Origin of the sequence: Clostridium hominis (assembly GCF_014287825.1) — a bacterium.
In the GTDB taxonomy this organism is placed as follows: domain Bacteria; phylum Bacillota; class Clostridia; order Clostridiales; family Clostridiaceae; genus Clostridium; species Clostridium hominis.
This window is the reverse complement of the sequence record NZ_JACOOO010000016.1, coordinates 357045-374263: the sequence shown is the minus strand read 5'-3', so window position 1 is coordinate 374263 and position 17219 is coordinate 357045. Positions and strand designations below refer to the sequence as shown.

Sequence of the window (17219 nt, the reverse complement as noted above, 5' to 3'; positions counted from 1 at the left end):
TAGATAGTGAGTTGTTTTTGTTATTTTAACTTAGCTTCTAATTCATTTGATATTGCTAGATTATATATATAAGCGTTGTTAACTTCGTTTATAAAGTCAATTTTCTTTTCTTCTGGAAGATTGATACCAGCTAGCATGTTATGATATTTCATAACATATCCTCTTAAATCAGTAATCTCAGGGAAGTTATAGTAGTTTAATCCTTCACCAGATATCTTATAGCTTGTACTTAATAGAGATAGGAAAGTTCTACCACCGAATAAGTCAGCTAAAAATCTTGTATAAGCATAAGCTACAACAAGCTCAGGATTTTTTTCTGATAATTCTTCAATTTTAGCTACACAAGCTTCGGTAGAAGCAAGAAGTTTAATTGAATCTACTTTATCCCCTAAAAGGAATTTTAAGTCTTTTCTCATAAGTTCAGAACGATATAATTCCCTAGTAACAAAAGGCTTGACTATTTCATTATTTTCATTTTTATCTAAAGCCATCTCAATAGCTCTATACATTCTTTCTAGGTTTAAGATATATTCAGCATATCCTTCGACAGAAGCAGTTCCATCAACTAATTTTTTTATATATCCTGTGCTTTCTGCTGCACTATGTAGCAATGAAGTTTTTTCTCTTATATCCATCATAAATTTCATTTTTATCACCTCAAATATTATAGTATTATTTAATTGATAATATATATCATTAGATAATAATTATCAAATATGATAATTGATGAAAAAAGATTAATTCTGATTAAAACAGTCTGATATACTCGTGATTTCTCTTAAATTCTTAGTATTTTCCATTAGGTTATATAGCTTAATAATTAGTATAAGTTTTGATAGTGAAGTTTGAGTAAAAATTCTATTTAGAATAATTTAAATATTAGGTAAAATATATACATAATGTATAGAGTGAAAAGATATAATTATGTGCGAAGATAGGAGTTAAAAATGATGGAGCCTGAGGAAATTAAATATTTTAGTGAAAAGGAAATGAGAATATATGATTATATAAATAAAAATAGTGATAAATTACCTTATATGACTATAAGAGAAGTAGCTGATGAAGTATCAGTATCAACTACAACTATATTAAATTTTATCAAAAAGATGGGATACCCCAATTATAGTAGTTTTAAATATGAATATAAGATAAAGGAGAAGAAAGAAAAAATCAAAGGGGATAAGTATGATTTTAAAGAAGTTATAAAATGTTTAGATAAATTTGATTCCACATTTTATAAAGATAAATTTGAATGTGCTATTAATATCTTAAGAAATAGTGATAATGTTATATTTATAGGAATAGGGAATTCAGGTATTATAGCTCAATATGGAGCAAGATTATTTTCAAGTATTGGGAAATTTTCATTAGCTATAAATGATCCATATCTAAGAGTTGGTTACTTAGGTGCAAAGCCTACTGTAATAGTTTTATCAGTATCAGGAGAAACACCAGAAACTATTAGAGAAGTCGATGAGTTTAAAAAGCTAGGATGCAAGATTATTGTAATAGCTACAAGTGAGAATTGTACTCTTGCTAGAATGTCGGATGTTACAATTCCGTATTATATTGAGTCGGTTCATAATGAGCTTATAGATATAACTACCCAAATGCCTGCTATAGGAATAATTGAAAATTTAAGTAGAATATTAAGTAATTAAAACATAGCTATATAAAAAACGCTATGTTTTTTATATTTAACAAAAAATATAAAATGATTGCCTTTTATAGAACTCATAAAGTTATTCACATTTTATTTACAATTGATATAATTATTTTTGAAATCGATTCAAATTATAATTAATAACTAATTAATTTTGGTTGGCCAAATATATTTTAAAATCTTTATAAAAGAAAGGGTTGAAATAAAATATGATGGAAAAATTCCAAGCATTTATGGAAAAATATTTCGTTCCATTAGCAACAAAGCTTAATGGACAAAGACACGTTGCTGCTGTACGTGATGCATTTACATTATCATTCCCACTTACTATGGCAGGTTCATTAGTAGTTTTAATCAACTATGTTTTATTATCACCAGATGGATTCGTTGCAAGCATACTTCACTTAGATAAGTTAATTCCTAACTTAGCAGATTATCAAGCAATATTTAATCCTATTATAAACGGTACTAATAGTATCCTTGCAATTATTATAGCTTTCCTTACAGCTTACGAATTAGCTGGAAATATGGGTGGAGACAAAGTATTATCAGGTATTACATCTTTAGCATGTTACTTTATAATGTACCCAACTGCACAAGAATTTGTAAACGGTGGTTCAGGCTTAAGTACTACTTACTTCGGAGCACAAGGATTATTCGTTGCTTTATTAGTAGGTTTAGGTGTTGGTGAACTTATATCTAGATTTAGTAAAAATGAAAAGTTACGTATTTCAATGCCGGAAATGGTACCACCAGCTGTATCAAAATCATTTAACTTATTAATACCAATCATAATCGTATTAGGTTTAGCTGGTTTATGTAACTTTATATTCTTAAAGATCACACCAGATGGTATACAAGCACTTGTTTATAATGTAATTCAAGCACCATTATCTTCATTAGGAAGCTCGATGGGAACAATTTTAACATTCGCAGTAGTTCAACAATTATTATGGGTATTAGGTATCCATGGACCAAACACTTTAAATGCATTGAGATCAATTATCTTTGCAGAGCAAGGTCTTGTTAACTTAGAATATACAGTAACTGCTGGTACTGCGTGGGGTGCTCCTTATCCAGTAAACTGGGGATCAATAAATGATGCATTTGGTAATATTGGAGGTTCAGGGGCAACATTGGGATTAATTATAGCTATTTTCCTTGTTGGTCGTAAAAATAAAGGTGAATATGAAATTAGTAAGATGGCTTTAGCGCCAGGGTTATTTAATATAAATGAACCAATTATATTTGGATTACCGATAGTTATGAATCCAATATATGTAGTTCCATTTATATTAGCACCGGTAGTTTGTAATATCATTGGATATCTTTGTGTCGTAGTATTTGAGATTATACCACCGGTAGCATATAGCGTTGCGTGGACAACACCTGGGTTCTTGATTCCATTCTTAGGTTCAGGAGCTAATAACTTTATGTCATTAGTAATAGGTATTTTGTGTTTAGCCGTAAGTACACTAATTTACTTACCATTTGTTATGGTTAGTGCAAAAGCTGCACAAAAAGATGGCAACTTAGAAATGGAGGAAGTTATTTAATGGATAAAAATTTTTTATGGGGTGGGGCTGTTGCAGCACACCAACTAGAGGGAGGTTACCAGGCTGGAGGTAAGGGATTATCAATAGCTGATGTAATGACAGTTGGTGGCAATGGTATTCATAGAAGAATTACAGATGGAGTCGTAGAAGGAGAAATATATCCTAACCATGAAGCAATTGATTTTTATCATCATTATAAAGAGGACGTCGCACTATTTGCAGAAATGGGATTCAAGTGTTTTAGAACTTCAATTTCATGGGCGAGGATATTCCCTAATGGAGATGAAGTAGAACCAAATGAAGAAGGGTTAAAATTCTATGATGATTTATTTGATGAATTATTAAAAAATGGAATAAAACCAGTTATTACATTATCTCACTTTGAGATGCCATATAATCTTGTAAAGCAATATGGTGGGTTTAGAAATCGTAAATGTGTTGATTTCTTTGTTAGATTTGCAAAAGTATGCTTTGAGAGATATAAAGATAAAGTTGAATATTGGATGACATTCAATGAAATAAATAATCAAACTGCAGTTGAAAATGAATTTGGTATATATACTTGTTCTGGAGTTAGATTTAAGGAAGATGATAATCGTGAAGAGCTTATGTATCAAGTTGTTCATCATGAGTTTATAGCAAGTGCTTTAGCAGTTGCAGAAGGTAAAAAAATAAATCCTAACTTTAAGATTGGGTGTATGCTTGCTTGTGTACCTGTATATCCTTACTCATGCAATCCAGATGATATGATGCAATCAGTAGAGCAAATGCATCAAAGATATATGTTTACAGATGTTATGGTAAGAGGTTACTATCCATCATATGTTAAGAAGTTCTGGAAAAAGAATAATTTAAACATAGTTATGGAATCAGATGATGAAGAAATATTAAGAAATGGATGTGTAGATTACATCGGATTATCATATTACATGTCATCGGTAACTAAAGCAGGTGAAAGTGAAATTAGAGCAGGAGTTCAAGGTTGTGTACAAAACCCATATATCAAATCTAGTGATTGGGGATGGCCAATTGATCCAGTAGGATTAAGATATTCTTTAAATGTTCTTTATGAGAGATATCAAGTACCTCTATTTATAGTTGAAAATGGATTTGGTGCTTACGATAAATTAAGTGAAGATGGTAAATATCATGATGATTACCGTGTAGAATACTTAAGAAAACACATTGAGCAATTAAAGAAAGCAGTGGATGAAGATGGTGTTGAAGTTATTGGATATACTGTTTGGGGATGTATAGATGTTGTTTCCTATGGTACTGGTGAAATGGAAAAACGTTATGGTTTCATTCATGTAGATAAGAATAATAATGGTGAAGGAACTTTAAAAAGATCAAAAAAAGAATCATTTAACTGGTATAAAAATGTTATAGCTTCAAATGGTGAAGAGCTATAGTAATTATATAGAAGAGTTATTAAAGGAGTTACCATGAAAGAATTAATATTAAAATTAAAATTTGATAAGCCAAATAATATAGGATTTCTAAGAAGATTTATATCATATATGATGGATTGGTATATTGGTGGAATGCTAACTTCATTGCCAATTATTTTAACTTATACGGCTATGAATAGTAGTAATATAGGGACCATAGAGCAAAATATAAATATATTTGAATATCCTTTAAATATAATAATTGGACTTGCGTCATTCATGGTAGCTGCACTTTATTATGTATATGTACCTATGTTTATAAATAATGGACAAACACTAGGAAAGAAAATAATGAAGCTAAGAATAGTAAGTAATGATTATAGTGAAGCTTCGAAAAAACAAATATTTATTAGACAATTTGTTATTATTCTTTTATTAGAAGGAAGTCTTTATACTTCAAGTAATATGTTACATCAAGTGCTTAATGAAGTTACAGGAGCAAATATTGTAAGTATTTATAATACTATAGGTATAGCGATAACAGCATTATCAGCACTTTTAGTTGTAATATTTAAATCAAGAAGAGCTTTGCATGATATTATAACTAGTACTAGAGTTGTTGCAGAAAATTCAATTGAATTAAGCTTGGTATAAAATTTAAATATATAATATATAAATCAGGTGTTAATTGAAGCACCTGATTTATATTATTTTTAGATTAATAAAAAAATAATTTTTGATAAGTTAGATGGATATTTTGTCTAACTTAAGAAGAAGAAACATAAATATAGTAATGGAAATGTGAATAAGAGAGGGAGAAGTTATGAATTATTTAGTGTTTGATGTTGGAGGAAGTGCTATAAAATATTCTTTAATGAATGATTCTTTGGAAATGATAGAAAAGGGCAGTGAAAAAACTCCTAAGGATTCATTGGAAAATTTTAAAAAAGTCATAAAAAGTATATATGAAAAATATAAAGATAATATTGACGGAATAGCAATGTCTTTACCTGGATTAATAAATAGAAAGACTAATAAGATGCAAATTCCAGGAGCATTAGAATATAATTTTGGAGTAGACATATTAAGTGAATTAAAATCTGTAACTACGGATAGATTTACAATAGAAAATGATGCTAAATGTGCAGCTTTATGTGAAGTAACTTATGGAAGTTTAAAAGGGACTAGTGTTGGTGCAGTGTGTATAATAGGTACTGGTATTGGTGGCGGAGTTACTATTGGAGATAATGTTCTTACTGGAAGTAATGGATTTGCAGGAGAGTTTAGCTATTTTTCAACTAATTGGAGAGATTATGAAGGGTTTAATAGTAAATGGGCAGTTGAAAATAGCTCTTTTACTTTAATTTCTATGGTTGCAAAAGAGAAAGGCTTAGAAGCTAAGGAGCTAGATGGAATTAAGGTTTTTGAGTTCTGTAATAATGGAGATGAGGCTGCTTTAAAAGCTTTAAGTGAATATTGTGATATATTAGCAATGGGGTTATGGAATATACAAGCTACTGTAGATCCAGAAAAAATTGCTATTGGTGGGGGTATAAGTAGACAACCAATCCTTATGGAATATATAAATAAGTCATTAGATAAGGTTTACTCAAAAATGCCTATTCCTATTCCAAGAGTACAGATAGTAAATTGTAAATTCTTTAATGATTCCAACTTAATCGGAGCATTAGCTAATTATAAAAAAGTATATAAATAACATAGATAGCTATATGAAGTTTAGTTTATTTACTATTCTTCATATAGCTATTTAGTTTATGAAGTTTATTATATGAAAACATACTATAAATTAAATAGTGTATTATGTATTTAAGATATATTTGGTAAAATAGGTATGTAAAATATGAACATGTTTTATATAAATATAAACAAAATACATAGGGGATGGAAATAAAGATGAATCTTTTAGAAAAAGTAAAGTCGCTTAATGAGTTAGAGTATCTTATTTACGTATATTTAAATAAAGATAAGAATAGGGTTAAGGATTTAAAGCTTAAAGATGTAGCTGATGAACTACATGTATCTCAATCAATGGTTACTAGGGTATGTAAAAAATTGGGGTTTGATGGTTTTAGTGAATATAAGTTACATTTAAGATATACTGAGGAAAATAGTCAAAAGGTAAAGAGTGAAAAGTTAAATTATCTTTTAGACTATTTTCAAAGGTCAACTACGGAAAGTTCTATAGCACAAATAAAGACAGTTGCAAATGCAATAGTAGACAGTAGTGAGGTATTGTTTTTCGGGTTAGGTTTATCCTCTGCAATAGCAAAATATGCAGCTTTATTATTTAATCGTAAAGGGTTTAGAACTGCATTTGTTGATGATATGAGCTGGCGTGTAGAAAATATTTATGACTCAAAAACATTGGCAATTATTCTGACTGTATCAGGTGAAACGGAAGAAGTTAATAAAGTTATATTGAACTTAAAGAATAGAGGGCTAAAAGTTGTAGTTATTAGTAATAAGGAGATTTCTACAGCTGCTAAACTAGCCGATTATAGTATAGGATATTATGTGCCTAATAATCGTGATAAATATTTTCACAATTCAGCTACTCAAGTACCAGTAATACATATTATAGAAAGTATAAGTGATGAAATTCAAAGTTTAATGAAGGCATAATTTATATTATAATACTGCTAACGTTAAAGAAATTACCTCTTACCTCTAATATATTACCACTTACATTATTCAAGTTTACAGGAAATTTTAAGATGGATATAATTAATAATGTGGAGAGTGAGAAGATGAAAATACGGATAGAAGTTGATGAAAATATAAAGGAAAATGAAGTTATTATTAGATGTAATGAATTAGAGGAAGAAATTAAAAAGATTCAAAAGCTACTTTTAGAGATAGCATCTCAAAATAAGCAAATGATATTTTATAAAGGAAATACAGAGTATTATATTTCTTTAGAAAATATACTGTTTTTTGAGACAGAGGAAAGTGGAATAAGCGCACATACAGTTAAAGATGTATATAGCGTTAAATACAAGCTTTATGAATTAGAGGATATTTTGCCAATGAATTTTTTAAGAATATCTAAATCAACAATTCTTAACACTAACCACATTTATTCAATAACTAGAAATATAACATCATCAAGTATAGTTGAATTTCAGCACACACATAAAAAGGTATTCGTATCACGACATTATTATAAAATATTACAGTTAAAGTTATCAGAAAAGAGGAGATAGGATGAGAAAAGAAAGAGTTTTTTGGGGATTATTTCTTGTAATTGGTGCTATAGTTTTGCTTATAAGTAAGCTTGGATATTTTTCAGATACCAATATTTTTAGCTTGTTATTTACACTTCTTTTAGTAGGTATAATAATTAAAAGTCTTATTAGACTTAATTTTCCGGGGATTTTATTTCCATTAGCGTTTATTGCAATAATTTACGATGATAAGCTAGGAATTACAGCGATTACTCCATGGACTGTACTTATTGTAGCTTTACTTTTAAGTATAGGGCTTTCATTAATTTTTAGTAAAAGACCTAAGAAGTATAAAATGAATTATAAGTGGGATGGAGATATACCAGAGACCATAAATATAGAAGATGAAGGTCATATAAAATTATCAACGTCATTTGGAAGTAGCATAAAGTATGTAAATACAGATAAATTTGAATATGCTGATTTAGAATGTTCTTTTGGAAATATGAAAATATATTTTGATAATGCTACTATGGCAAAGGATAATGCAATTATTAAAGTTGATGTTTCTTTTGCAGGGATGCAGATATATGTACCAAGGGGATGGCAGGTTATAAATAATACTGATGTTTCTTTTGGAGCTCTTGAAGAGAAGAATAAGAGAGAAGTAGTAATAACCAATACATTAACTATAATAGGAGATATAAGCTTTGCTGGAGTAGAGGTTTTTTATATTTAATTTATTAAGGAATAACATTATAAATATCAAATAAAATTAGCGCTATGAAATTTTATATTTCATAGCGCTAATTTATTTTAAAGATAATTATTTTATAGCTTTTTTAAATTCTTTATAGCCTATTAAAACAACCCATACATATGCTAATGTTTTTGGTATCATAAGCATTCCTACAAAGAAGTTTTCAGAAGCCCAAAGTACAACTGGTGCGTAGAAGGCAAATGATAAAAATACAGCTATACCTAGATTTTTATAATCCTTATCATTATTTTTAGCTCCATAGCTATATAAAAGATAAATCATTATAATTCCCATAATTGCAAAAGGAATGTTTCTATATATACCCCAGCTTAAAGGTGGATTATTTACAAACCAATCGTTTTGAGGGAATAAGCAAAGTATTATTCTTATAGCTGATAATAAATACATTGTTATATCTAATAATTTTGAGTTTTTAATGTCAAATCTCATCTTCCAAATCTTATAAAGTATTAAATAGAAGATAGTCATGGTTATTGATGTAACTAATTTACCAAAGCCTAGTGCAGCTGCATTATTTTCTAAGCCTGTAGTTAGTAATGCATAAATTCTAGGTATAAGGTGGAATGAATCACCTAATCCTAAGATTAATGACATAAAGCCAAACATTTTAAAGTATTGATTATCTTTTGATTTTCGTATCATTATTATTCCTAAAGAAATAACAGTAGTTAAATAAACCACATGAAAAATTGGTTCCATAATTGCTTGCATAATTTTATTCTCCTTAATATTTTTTTGTACCGGTGTCTGATATTAGTTTATTATAGACAGATTTAATTAGTATAAACTCTATCTTAAATCCATCTTAAATAAATTAATAATAAGAGAAATTAGAGGTTAATATGATATAATCTAGAAAATAAAAGGAGTGTGAGATATGAATAGTATTTTTGATAAATTTAAAGTTTTAATAATAGATGATGAAGAGGATATTACAGATATCTTAGACACTGTATTAAAACGTGAAGGGTTTAGTAATATTTTTATAGCTAACAATGGAAAAGACGGAATAGATTTATTTAAAAAGGTAAATCCAGATATAGTATTACTAGATATTATGCTGCCTGATATAAGTGGATATGATGTTTTTAATGAGTTAAGAAAATATAGTAAATTACCAATTCTATTTATATCAGCCAAAACAGAAGAAGTAGATAGATTATTAGGTTTTGCTATAGGTGCAGATGATTATATAACTAAGCCTTTTAGTGCAAAAGAAGTAGCTTTTAGATTAAAAGCTAGATTAAAAACTTTTGATAATATAGTTACTAATAAAAGTATTAATGAAAATAAGATAATAAAATTTGGGGATGTAGAAATAAATGAGGAAACAGGAGAAGTATATAAAGGTGGGGAAATTTTAGACTTTACAGCTAAAGAGTTAAAGTTACTAATGTACTTAATAAACAATCCCAATAGAATTATAAGTAAAGAGATGATTTGTAATGAAGTATGGGGTGAAGATTTCTTTGGATATGACAATACAATTACAGTACATATAAGAAGACTTAGAAAAAAGATAGAAGATAATCCTTCTAAACCTAAATATATAACTACAGTAATTGGCCTAGGATATAAATTTGTAATGAAGGGAGAGTAATGTATGAGAGGAAAACTTATGATTCATTACTTTGTAACCTTTATATTAGCATGTTTAATTATATTTGCCATAAATATTGTATTTATGAGAGAAAATATATATGGAGTAGGAGCATTATATAATTACGAGCCAGAACAACTAGTAACTACCTTTAGAAATTATATATATTTGACTGAAGATAATAAAGTGGAAGTTAATAAAGAAGGAATGGATCTTTTAAATTCAGATAATATAGGATTACAAATACTAGATGAGGATAATAAAGAGGTATTTCAGTATAAAAAACCAGCAACTGCACCAAGTTATTACTCAAATGTATCATTAATAGATATGTATAGCCATAAAGAGGAGACCTTATTTTTAAGTGAAAAAACTATAAATAATAAGACATATACTTATCTATTATTTTTAGATCCAAATAAAGTGAAGAGAATAACTTACTCCTATGATGTTAAATTAATTGAAGAAGCTCATAAGTTTCCTTTATTGATTATTATAAATTTAGCGTTAATTATAATAATAAGTTTTTTATCTACTGTAAGATTAACCAGACCTATAAATAGAATTATTAATAAGATATTAAATTTATCTAATGGTAATTATAATATAGGTAAAACAAAACAAGGAATTTATTTTAAAGTTGAAAAAAGTTTAAATAATCTAGCAGGTAGATTAGAGATAAATGAAAGAGAAAGAGAAAAGCTTGAGGAAATGAGAGAAGAATGGATTTCTAATATTTCTCATGATATAAAAACTCCTCTTACATCAATAATAGGAAATGCTGAAATAATGGCAGATACTGAATATGAAATAGATGATAAAATAAGAGATAAATGCTGCACAACTATAATAAGAAAAAGCGAATATATAAAAACTTTAGTTGAGGATTTAAATTTATCAACTAGGTTAAAAAATAATACATTAGTATTAAATAAGAAAAAAACAAATATAGTTTCTCTAGTAAGACATGTAATAATCGATATTATAAATGATGAAAAATATAGTGATAGCAATATAACATTTAATTATTCTAATGAAGAGATATTATTAGAGCTAGATGAAGGACTAATAAAAAGAGTATTTATAAACCTTATAATTAATGCATTTGTTCATAATAGCAAAGACGTGAAGGTAAGTATAAATATTCAGAAGCTAGATACTGGTGGTGTTAATATATCTATCGAGGATAATGGCAAAGGTGTATCTGAAGATGAACTAAATAATATTTTTAAGAGATACTACAGAGGGACAAATACAAGCAAGAAGATAGAAGGTTCAGGTTTAGGGATGGCTATAGCTCATGATATAATTAAGTCTCATGGGGCTGAAATTGTAGCTACAGGAAAATTAGGCTCTGGGCTAAAAATAGAAATAAGATTTTAAGAAAATAAATTATGCAATTTTGTTGAATTATATGAAAGTATAATATATAATATAAAAAAGAAAATTTTGGAGGAAGATTATGAACACATTTAGTATTAATAAGACAAATTTAATACATCATCATTGCTAGAGACTTGATCTGTTTAAGAAACGGATACAAGTCTATTGCTGTTGGGCTTGTATCTCTGGCGATGATAAATTAAGTGTGAACATAATTTAGTGTAAGCCATGTAGGATATATGCCTACATGGCTTTTTGTTATATAAAAATAAATTATTTTAGGAGTGAATATTATGAAAAAGAATATAATTAAACCAAGCATATTGCCAGGATTTATGGAGCTATTACCGAAGGAGCAAGAGATATTTAATGATATAGTAAGCAAAATATCAAAGACTTATGAAATGAATGGATGTCTAGCTATAGATACACCAATAATTGAAAAAGCAGATGTACTTCTTGCTAAATCTGGTGGGGAAACAGAAAAACAAGTTTATAGTTTCCAAAAGGGGAAAAATAATTTGGCTTTAAGATTTGATTTGACTGTTCCTTTTGCTAGATATGTAGCTCAATATTACAATGATTTAAATTTTCCGTTTAAGAGATATCAAATAGGTAAGGTATATAGAGGAGAAAGAAATCAGAAGGGAAGATATAGAGAGTTTTATCAATGTGATGTTGATGTAATAGGAAAAGGAAAATTAAGTATTAATAATGATGCTTGGGTTATAAGTTTAGCAGATAAGGCATTTAGAGAAATAGGATTGACTAATTACAAATTTCAAATAAGTAACAGAAAAATATTAAAGGGAATATTAAATGAACTAAAAATAGAAAATCAAGTAGATGTAATGATATTAATAGATAAGGTAGATAAGATAGGGAAAGAAGAATTTATTAGTGAGCTCAATAATCTAATAGGAAATGAAAAAAGTGAATATTTAAATCAAATATTAATGTTTAATGGATCAAATGAAGAGAAGCTAGAAAAACTTTTAGAGATTAATATAGAGGATGAATATTACAATGCAGGAATTAAAGAGCTTAAAACTGTTAAATCAATGCTAGAAGTATTAGGTGTAGATAAGAAAAGCTTTGAAATAAATCTAAAAATAATTAGAGGACTAGATTATTATACAGGAACTGTATTTGAAACTATATTAGTAGGAAATGAAGGCTATGGATCTATTTGTTCAGGGGGAAGGTATGATAATCTTGCAGAGAATTACACAGAAAACATTTTGCCTGGGGTAGGTATATCTATAGGATTAACTAGACTATTTTTTGTATTAAGGGAAATTGGCTTTGTAGATAAATATAATATGGAAGATAATCAAGATTATTTAATAATACCAATAGGAGATACTTTTCAATATTGTGGAGCAGTATTACAATACCTGCAATCAAAAGGCTATAGAGCAAGTATTTATTTTGAAGATGATGCTTTAAAGAAAAAGATGAATTATGCTAATAAAATTGGTGTTGAAAATGTAATTTTAATTGGAGAAGAAGAGGTTGAAAATAATGAAATTAGGATAAAGAATATGAAGACAGGCGATAATATTACAATAAATTATGATTTATTTGTTGGTAAGTAGCAATTAGCCATGTAATAGAAGTCAGTAATTTAATAATATTTTGCTGATTTTTATTATGATTAAGGTTGTTATATCATACAATATAAAAAGGTGATAATTACAAGTATAAAAGGGTGGGTATATGAGTGAGTATGTACAAATAGAGGGTAAAAAATATTTGTATAAAAGCAAATATAGAGATGATGATAATTTAAGAAAAAGCTTTAATAGATTAGCAAATAATATTTTTGATATTGATTTTGAAATATGGTATCAAAAAGGCTATTGGGGAGATGGATATATACCGTACTCATTAATTTATGATAATGAAGTTGTAGCTAATGTATCAGTAAGTATTATGGAGTTTAATTTTAAAGGTGAAAAGAAATTATATATACAGATTGGCACTGTTATGACTGATAGTAGATATAGAAATAATGGATTAGGTAGATATTTAATGGGACGAGTAATTGATGAGTGGAAAGATAGATGTGATTTAATATATCTTTTTGCTAATGATAGTGCTATTAAATTTTACCCTAAATTTAATTTTGTAAAAACATATGAATATGAGCACTCAAGAAGTTGTTTAAATATATCTAATAAAAGTGATGTTAGAACAATAGATATGAAGTGTAAAAGTGATAAAGAATTATTTAATAGAATAATTGAAAATACAAAAATATTTTCAAAGTTTGCAGTTTTAAATAATAAAAATTTAATTATGTTTTATTGCAACTCTTTTATGAAAGATAATATTTATTATATAAAAGATTATGATGCTATAGTAATTGCAGAGATGAGTAAAGAAATAATATATATACTAGAGGTTTTTGGAACTAAAGAGATTGACTTAGAAAGTATTGTTAATAAAATTGTAACTAAAAGTACAAAGAAAGTAGTATTAGGATTTACACCATTAAATACAATTTTATATGATGAGAAAATGTTAAAGGAAGATGATACAACATTATTTATAATGAAAGGTAAAGAGAATCCTTTAGAACTTTATAATATGATGTTCCCAGTATTATCTCATACTTAATAAAAATAAATGGCAAATTTGTTATGATAGTTCATAATTCAAATTTGCCATTGTTATTTAGACTTTTTTATTTTTTAAGACTACAATAATATTTAATATAAATATTATGAGGCTAGCAAAAGAGATAATTAAAATTCTGTTAAGCCAAATGTTATAATTTAATGCATCATTATCAGCTAACACACCAAAGAACATTAAGCTTGCAGCCATGGCTATACCACAAATTATATCTACTACTAAATCAAATACTTGAGCTTTTCTTATATTATTAGTTACATCTTTTACTTTCTTATTAATATAAAGTGCTTTGAAAAAATTGATACATACAACTGAGAATAATGAAATATATGCAAAAAATATCCACGAAAAATGATTCATAACATCGTCTAAAGGTTTTATTTCTATCATACAAGTACCTCTTAAATATTTTATTTATAAATATATTATAAATACTTATGGATAATTAATACAGAGGTGTTAACAAATATTAAGAAATGTAATAATATTGTAAGAAGTTATTTAAATATTTATGATTTTAAATTTTTTAAATTTTAGTTAGAATATATACACAATAATAAAATGGGAAGTATAAAAATAAAGATAAAAGTATATTTTTAAGATTTAACATAATAATTTTAAGAATATTTGAGAGGATAGCTATGAAAAAAGGAATATTAGGAAATTTTATATTATTACTTAGATATAACTTAGGAACATTAATATTATTTGAATTATTTCATAAAGGAATTGCATTAATTTTAGTAGTTCCAATTATAAAGTACATACTAGAAAGTGCAATGCACAATTCAGGAATAATTTATTTGAGTACAGATAATATATTTAAAATATTATCTAATCCTATATCTATAGTTTTATTAATTATGTTATTACTTACCTTGGGGTTTTATGTATTTTTTGAATTTACAGCTACTATTATTTGTTTTGATAAATCTATAAGATATGAAAAAATAGGAATATTTAAGCTTATTAGATTAGGATTACAGAAATCACTTAAAATATTAAATATTAAAAATTACTTATTAATGATATTTATACTATTGATAATTCCACTAACAAACTTAACATTAACCTCTGGGTTTATAGGAGAGTTAAAGCTACCGGATTATATATTAGATTATATACAATCTAATAATATATTAAATTTATTATATATGGCATTGATGATTATTTTATATATGCTAGTTATTAGATGGATTTTTAGTATACATGAAATAGCCTTAAATAGAAGTAGCTTTAAAGAAGCAAAAAATGAGAGTAATAGGATTACAAAAGGAAAGGCTATTAAGATATTTTTATATTCAATAGGAACATTTATAGTATTTAGTATTATAGGTTATGGAATATATTATTTAATAATAATTTTAACGGCTTTATGGACGAAGTATTATAGAGTAGGAAATGATTTAAGCGAAATATTTATTAGCAGAGCGATACTATTTAAGGACTTTTCAATTTTTATTGCATCAGTTTCTAGTTTTATACTTAATTTAGGATTTATATCTGCTATTTATTATAACTATAAGGATATTACCTTTTATAAAAATAGGCAGAAAAGGGTTAAGCTATCAATTATAAAAAAAGTTACAACTATTATAGTGATTTTAATACTTGTACCTATTGAAGCTATGGCCTTTTCAATACATAGCAATACTTTGTTTAATATAGAGTTCTTTTATAATACAACGGCAACTGCGCATAGGGGAGGAAGTATAGCAGCACCTGAAAATACATTATCCTCATTTAAAGAAGCTATACTTGCTCAAGCTGAATATATAGAGACAGATGTTCAAGAAACAAAAGATGGAGAATTAATACTCATTCATGATTCAAATTTTAAAAGGACTACCGGTGTAGATAAAAATGTTTGGGAAGTTGATTATGATGAAGTGAAAAAATATGATGCGGGTAATTATTTAAACTTAGATTATTATGGAGAAAAGATACCAACTCTTGATGAAGCTATAAAATATGTACGAGGTAGATGTAAGCTATTAATAGAAATAAAGCTTAATGGAAATGAAAGCCCGGATATAATAGAAAAGGTTATAAAGGTTATAAAAGAAAATAGAGTTGAAAATCAATGCGTAATAGCATCGATGAATAAAGATGTATTAAAGAAAGTAAAGGAGCTAGACTCAAGTTTTTTAACTTGCTACCTAACAGCTCTAGCGTATGGAGATTTTTATACGTGGGATTATGTTGATATTTATGGTATAGAATCAACCTTTGTTACTAAAAGTTTAATAAATGATATTCATAATAAAGGAAAACAAATATTTGTGTGGACTGTAAATGATCAAGATACTATGAGTAAGATGATTGATTTAAATGTAGATAGTATAATTACAGATGATCCATTTTTAGTTAACGATACTATATATTTAAAGAAAAACGATTTTATAAAGATTATTGCAGATTATCTATTTTAGCTATAAAGATATTAATTCTATATCAGAGTATATTTAATATATATTCAAAAGTGGTATAGCAAAATCAATTGAAAGGTATGGAAACATATTAAAAAGTTATTAAAATTTAAAAGAAAAAATAGGTAGTATTAAGTTAAAGCTTATACTACCTATTTTAATTTTAATATCCTGTAACTTTTATTTCGCCGTATGAAGTTATCCCTTCACCTGCTCCAGAACCAGAGAATTCTTTTGTTTCACCAATAGTAAGAGCTCCAACATTTATTCTAGCAACATCTACAACCTCATTAGCATCATTTAACAACTCAACCTCTATACTTGTGAAACCACTATTTTTAGTATTTGCTGTAACAGTTCCATCAAGTTTATATGCTTTTTCACTTGTATACTCTCCGTTAGTTATTTTTACAGTATAAGGCTCTTCTACCTCTTTTACATCCTCAGTAGTAGTTTCTTTACCGTCTGAAAGCTTTTCGTTAATTTCATCAACGCTCATTTTTTTACATCCCATTAAACCTGCCATTGTTAAAATTAACATACCAACTAATATTTTTTTCATATTAATCATCCTCCCCAATTTTTATTTTT

Annotated in this window: 17 protein-coding genes; 13 read left to right on the top strand and 4 right to left on the bottom strand. The window is 27.1% G+C overall.

What is annotated here, in order from left to right:
* Positions 1-20 precede the first annotated feature (20 nt).
* Positions 21-647 carry a biliverdin-producing heme oxygenase gene (locus H8S20_RS09945; protein ID WP_186860012.1) on the bottom strand — a complete coding sequence of 209 codons (627 nt, stop codon included), beginning with the start codon at positions 645-647 and terminating at the stop codon, positions 21-23.
* A gap of 300 nt (positions 648-947) precedes the next feature.
* On the opposite strand from H8S20_RS09945, the gene H8S20_RS09940 reads away from it, so the two are divergent.
* The 8 genes from H8S20_RS09940 to H8S20_RS09905 all read left to right on the top strand — a co-directional run bounded on the left by H8S20_RS09940 (position 948) and on the right by H8S20_RS09905 (position 8534).
* Entirely contained in the window at positions 948-1661 is a 714-nt protein-coding gene (locus tag H8S20_RS09940) for a MurR/RpiR family transcriptional regulator (protein ID WP_186860011.1), read from the top strand.
* 211 nt (positions 1662-1872) lie between these two features.
* A complete protein-coding gene (locus H8S20_RS09935; RefSeq protein WP_207725294.1) occupies positions 1873-3219 on the top strand; it encodes a PTS sugar transporter subunit IIC in 1347 nt (448 codons plus the stop codon).
* Positions 3219-4631, top strand: a complete 1413-nt coding sequence (locus H8S20_RS09930) for a 6-phospho-beta-glucosidase (protein ID WP_186860010.1) — start codon at positions 3219-3221, stop codon at positions 4629-4631. Before H8S20_RS09935 ends, H8S20_RS09930 begins: the two co-directional genes overlap by 1 nt.
* A 33-nt stretch (positions 4632-4664) precedes the next feature.
* On the top strand, positions 4665-5264 hold the full coding sequence (locus H8S20_RS09925) for an RDD family protein (RefSeq protein ID WP_042281234.1): 600 nt from the start codon (positions 4665-4667) through the stop codon (positions 5262-5264).
* Positions 5265-5433: 169 nt separating this feature from the next.
* Complete coding sequence (locus H8S20_RS09920; RefSeq protein WP_186860009.1) at positions 5434-6327, top strand: ROK family protein; 894 nt, start codon at positions 5434-5436, stop codon at positions 6325-6327.
* A gap of 197 nt (positions 6328-6524) precedes the next feature.
* Positions 6525-7253 (top strand): MurR/RpiR family transcriptional regulator, encoded by a 729-nt coding sequence (locus H8S20_RS09915; RefSeq protein WP_186860008.1) that lies wholly within the window; start codon positions 6525-6527, stop codon positions 7251-7253.
* A gap of 125 nt (positions 7254-7378) precedes the next feature.
* The gene (locus H8S20_RS09910; protein ID WP_186860007.1) at positions 7379-7834 is read left to right on the top strand and encodes a LytTR family DNA-binding domain-containing protein; all 456 of its coding nucleotides are present in this window, start codon (positions 7379-7381) and stop codon (positions 7832-7834) included.
* 1 nt (position 7835) lies between these two features.
* Positions 7836-8534, top strand: coding sequence for a LiaF transmembrane domain-containing protein (locus H8S20_RS09905; protein WP_186860006.1), 699 nt, complete (start codon positions 7836-7838; stop codon positions 8532-8534).
* Between the two features lie 87 nt (positions 8535-8621).
* On the opposite strand, the gene H8S20_RS09900 is transcribed toward H8S20_RS09905, so the two are convergent.
* On the bottom strand, positions 8622-9287 hold the full coding sequence (locus H8S20_RS09900; protein WP_186860005.1) for a hypothetical protein: 666 nt from the start codon (positions 9285-9287) through the stop codon (positions 8622-8624).
* 166 nt (positions 9288-9453) lie between these two features.
* Here H8S20_RS09900 and H8S20_RS09895 point away from each other — a divergent pair, with 166 nt between their 5' ends.
* From H8S20_RS09895 to H8S20_RS09880, 4 genes are all read left to right on the top strand, one after another.
* The gene (locus tag H8S20_RS09895; protein WP_186860004.1) at positions 9454-10176 is read left to right on the top strand and encodes a response regulator transcription factor; all 723 of its coding nucleotides are present in this window, start codon (positions 9454-9456) and stop codon (positions 10174-10176) included.
* 3 nt (positions 10177-10179) lie between these two features.
* Complete coding sequence (locus tag H8S20_RS09890; protein WP_186860003.1) at positions 10180-11559, top strand: sensor histidine kinase; 1380 nt, start codon at positions 10180-10182, stop codon at positions 11557-11559.
* Positions 11560-11852: 293 nt separating this feature from the next.
* On the top strand, positions 11853-13157 hold the full coding sequence (gene hisS / locus H8S20_RS09885; protein WP_186860002.1) for a histidine--tRNA ligase: 1305 nt from the start codon (positions 11853-11855) through the stop codon (positions 13155-13157).
* 121 nt (positions 13158-13278) lie between these two features.
* The gene (locus H8S20_RS09880; RefSeq protein WP_186860001.1) at positions 13279-14181 is read left to right on the top strand and encodes a GNAT family N-acetyltransferase; all 903 of its coding nucleotides are present in this window, start codon (positions 13279-13281) and stop codon (positions 14179-14181) included.
* Positions 14182-14238: 57 nt separating this feature from the next.
* Here H8S20_RS09880 and H8S20_RS09875 read toward each other — a convergent pair whose 3' ends face one another.
* Positions 14239-14589, bottom strand: a complete 351-nt coding sequence (locus H8S20_RS09875; protein WP_186860000.1) for a hypothetical protein — start codon at positions 14587-14589, stop codon at positions 14239-14241.
* 251 nt (positions 14590-14840) lie between these two features.
* On the opposite strand from H8S20_RS09875, the gene H8S20_RS09870 reads away from it, so the two are divergent.
* Entirely contained in the window at positions 14841-16631 is a 1791-nt protein-coding gene (locus H8S20_RS09870) for a glycerophosphodiester phosphodiesterase (protein WP_186859999.1), read from the top strand.
* Between the two features lie 160 nt (positions 16632-16791).
* On the opposite strand, the gene H8S20_RS09865 is transcribed toward H8S20_RS09870, so the two are convergent.
* On the bottom strand, positions 16792-17190 hold the full coding sequence (locus H8S20_RS09865) for a hypothetical protein (protein WP_186859998.1): 399 nt from the start codon (positions 17188-17190) through the stop codon (positions 16792-16794).
* Positions 17191-17219 lie beyond the last annotated feature (29 nt).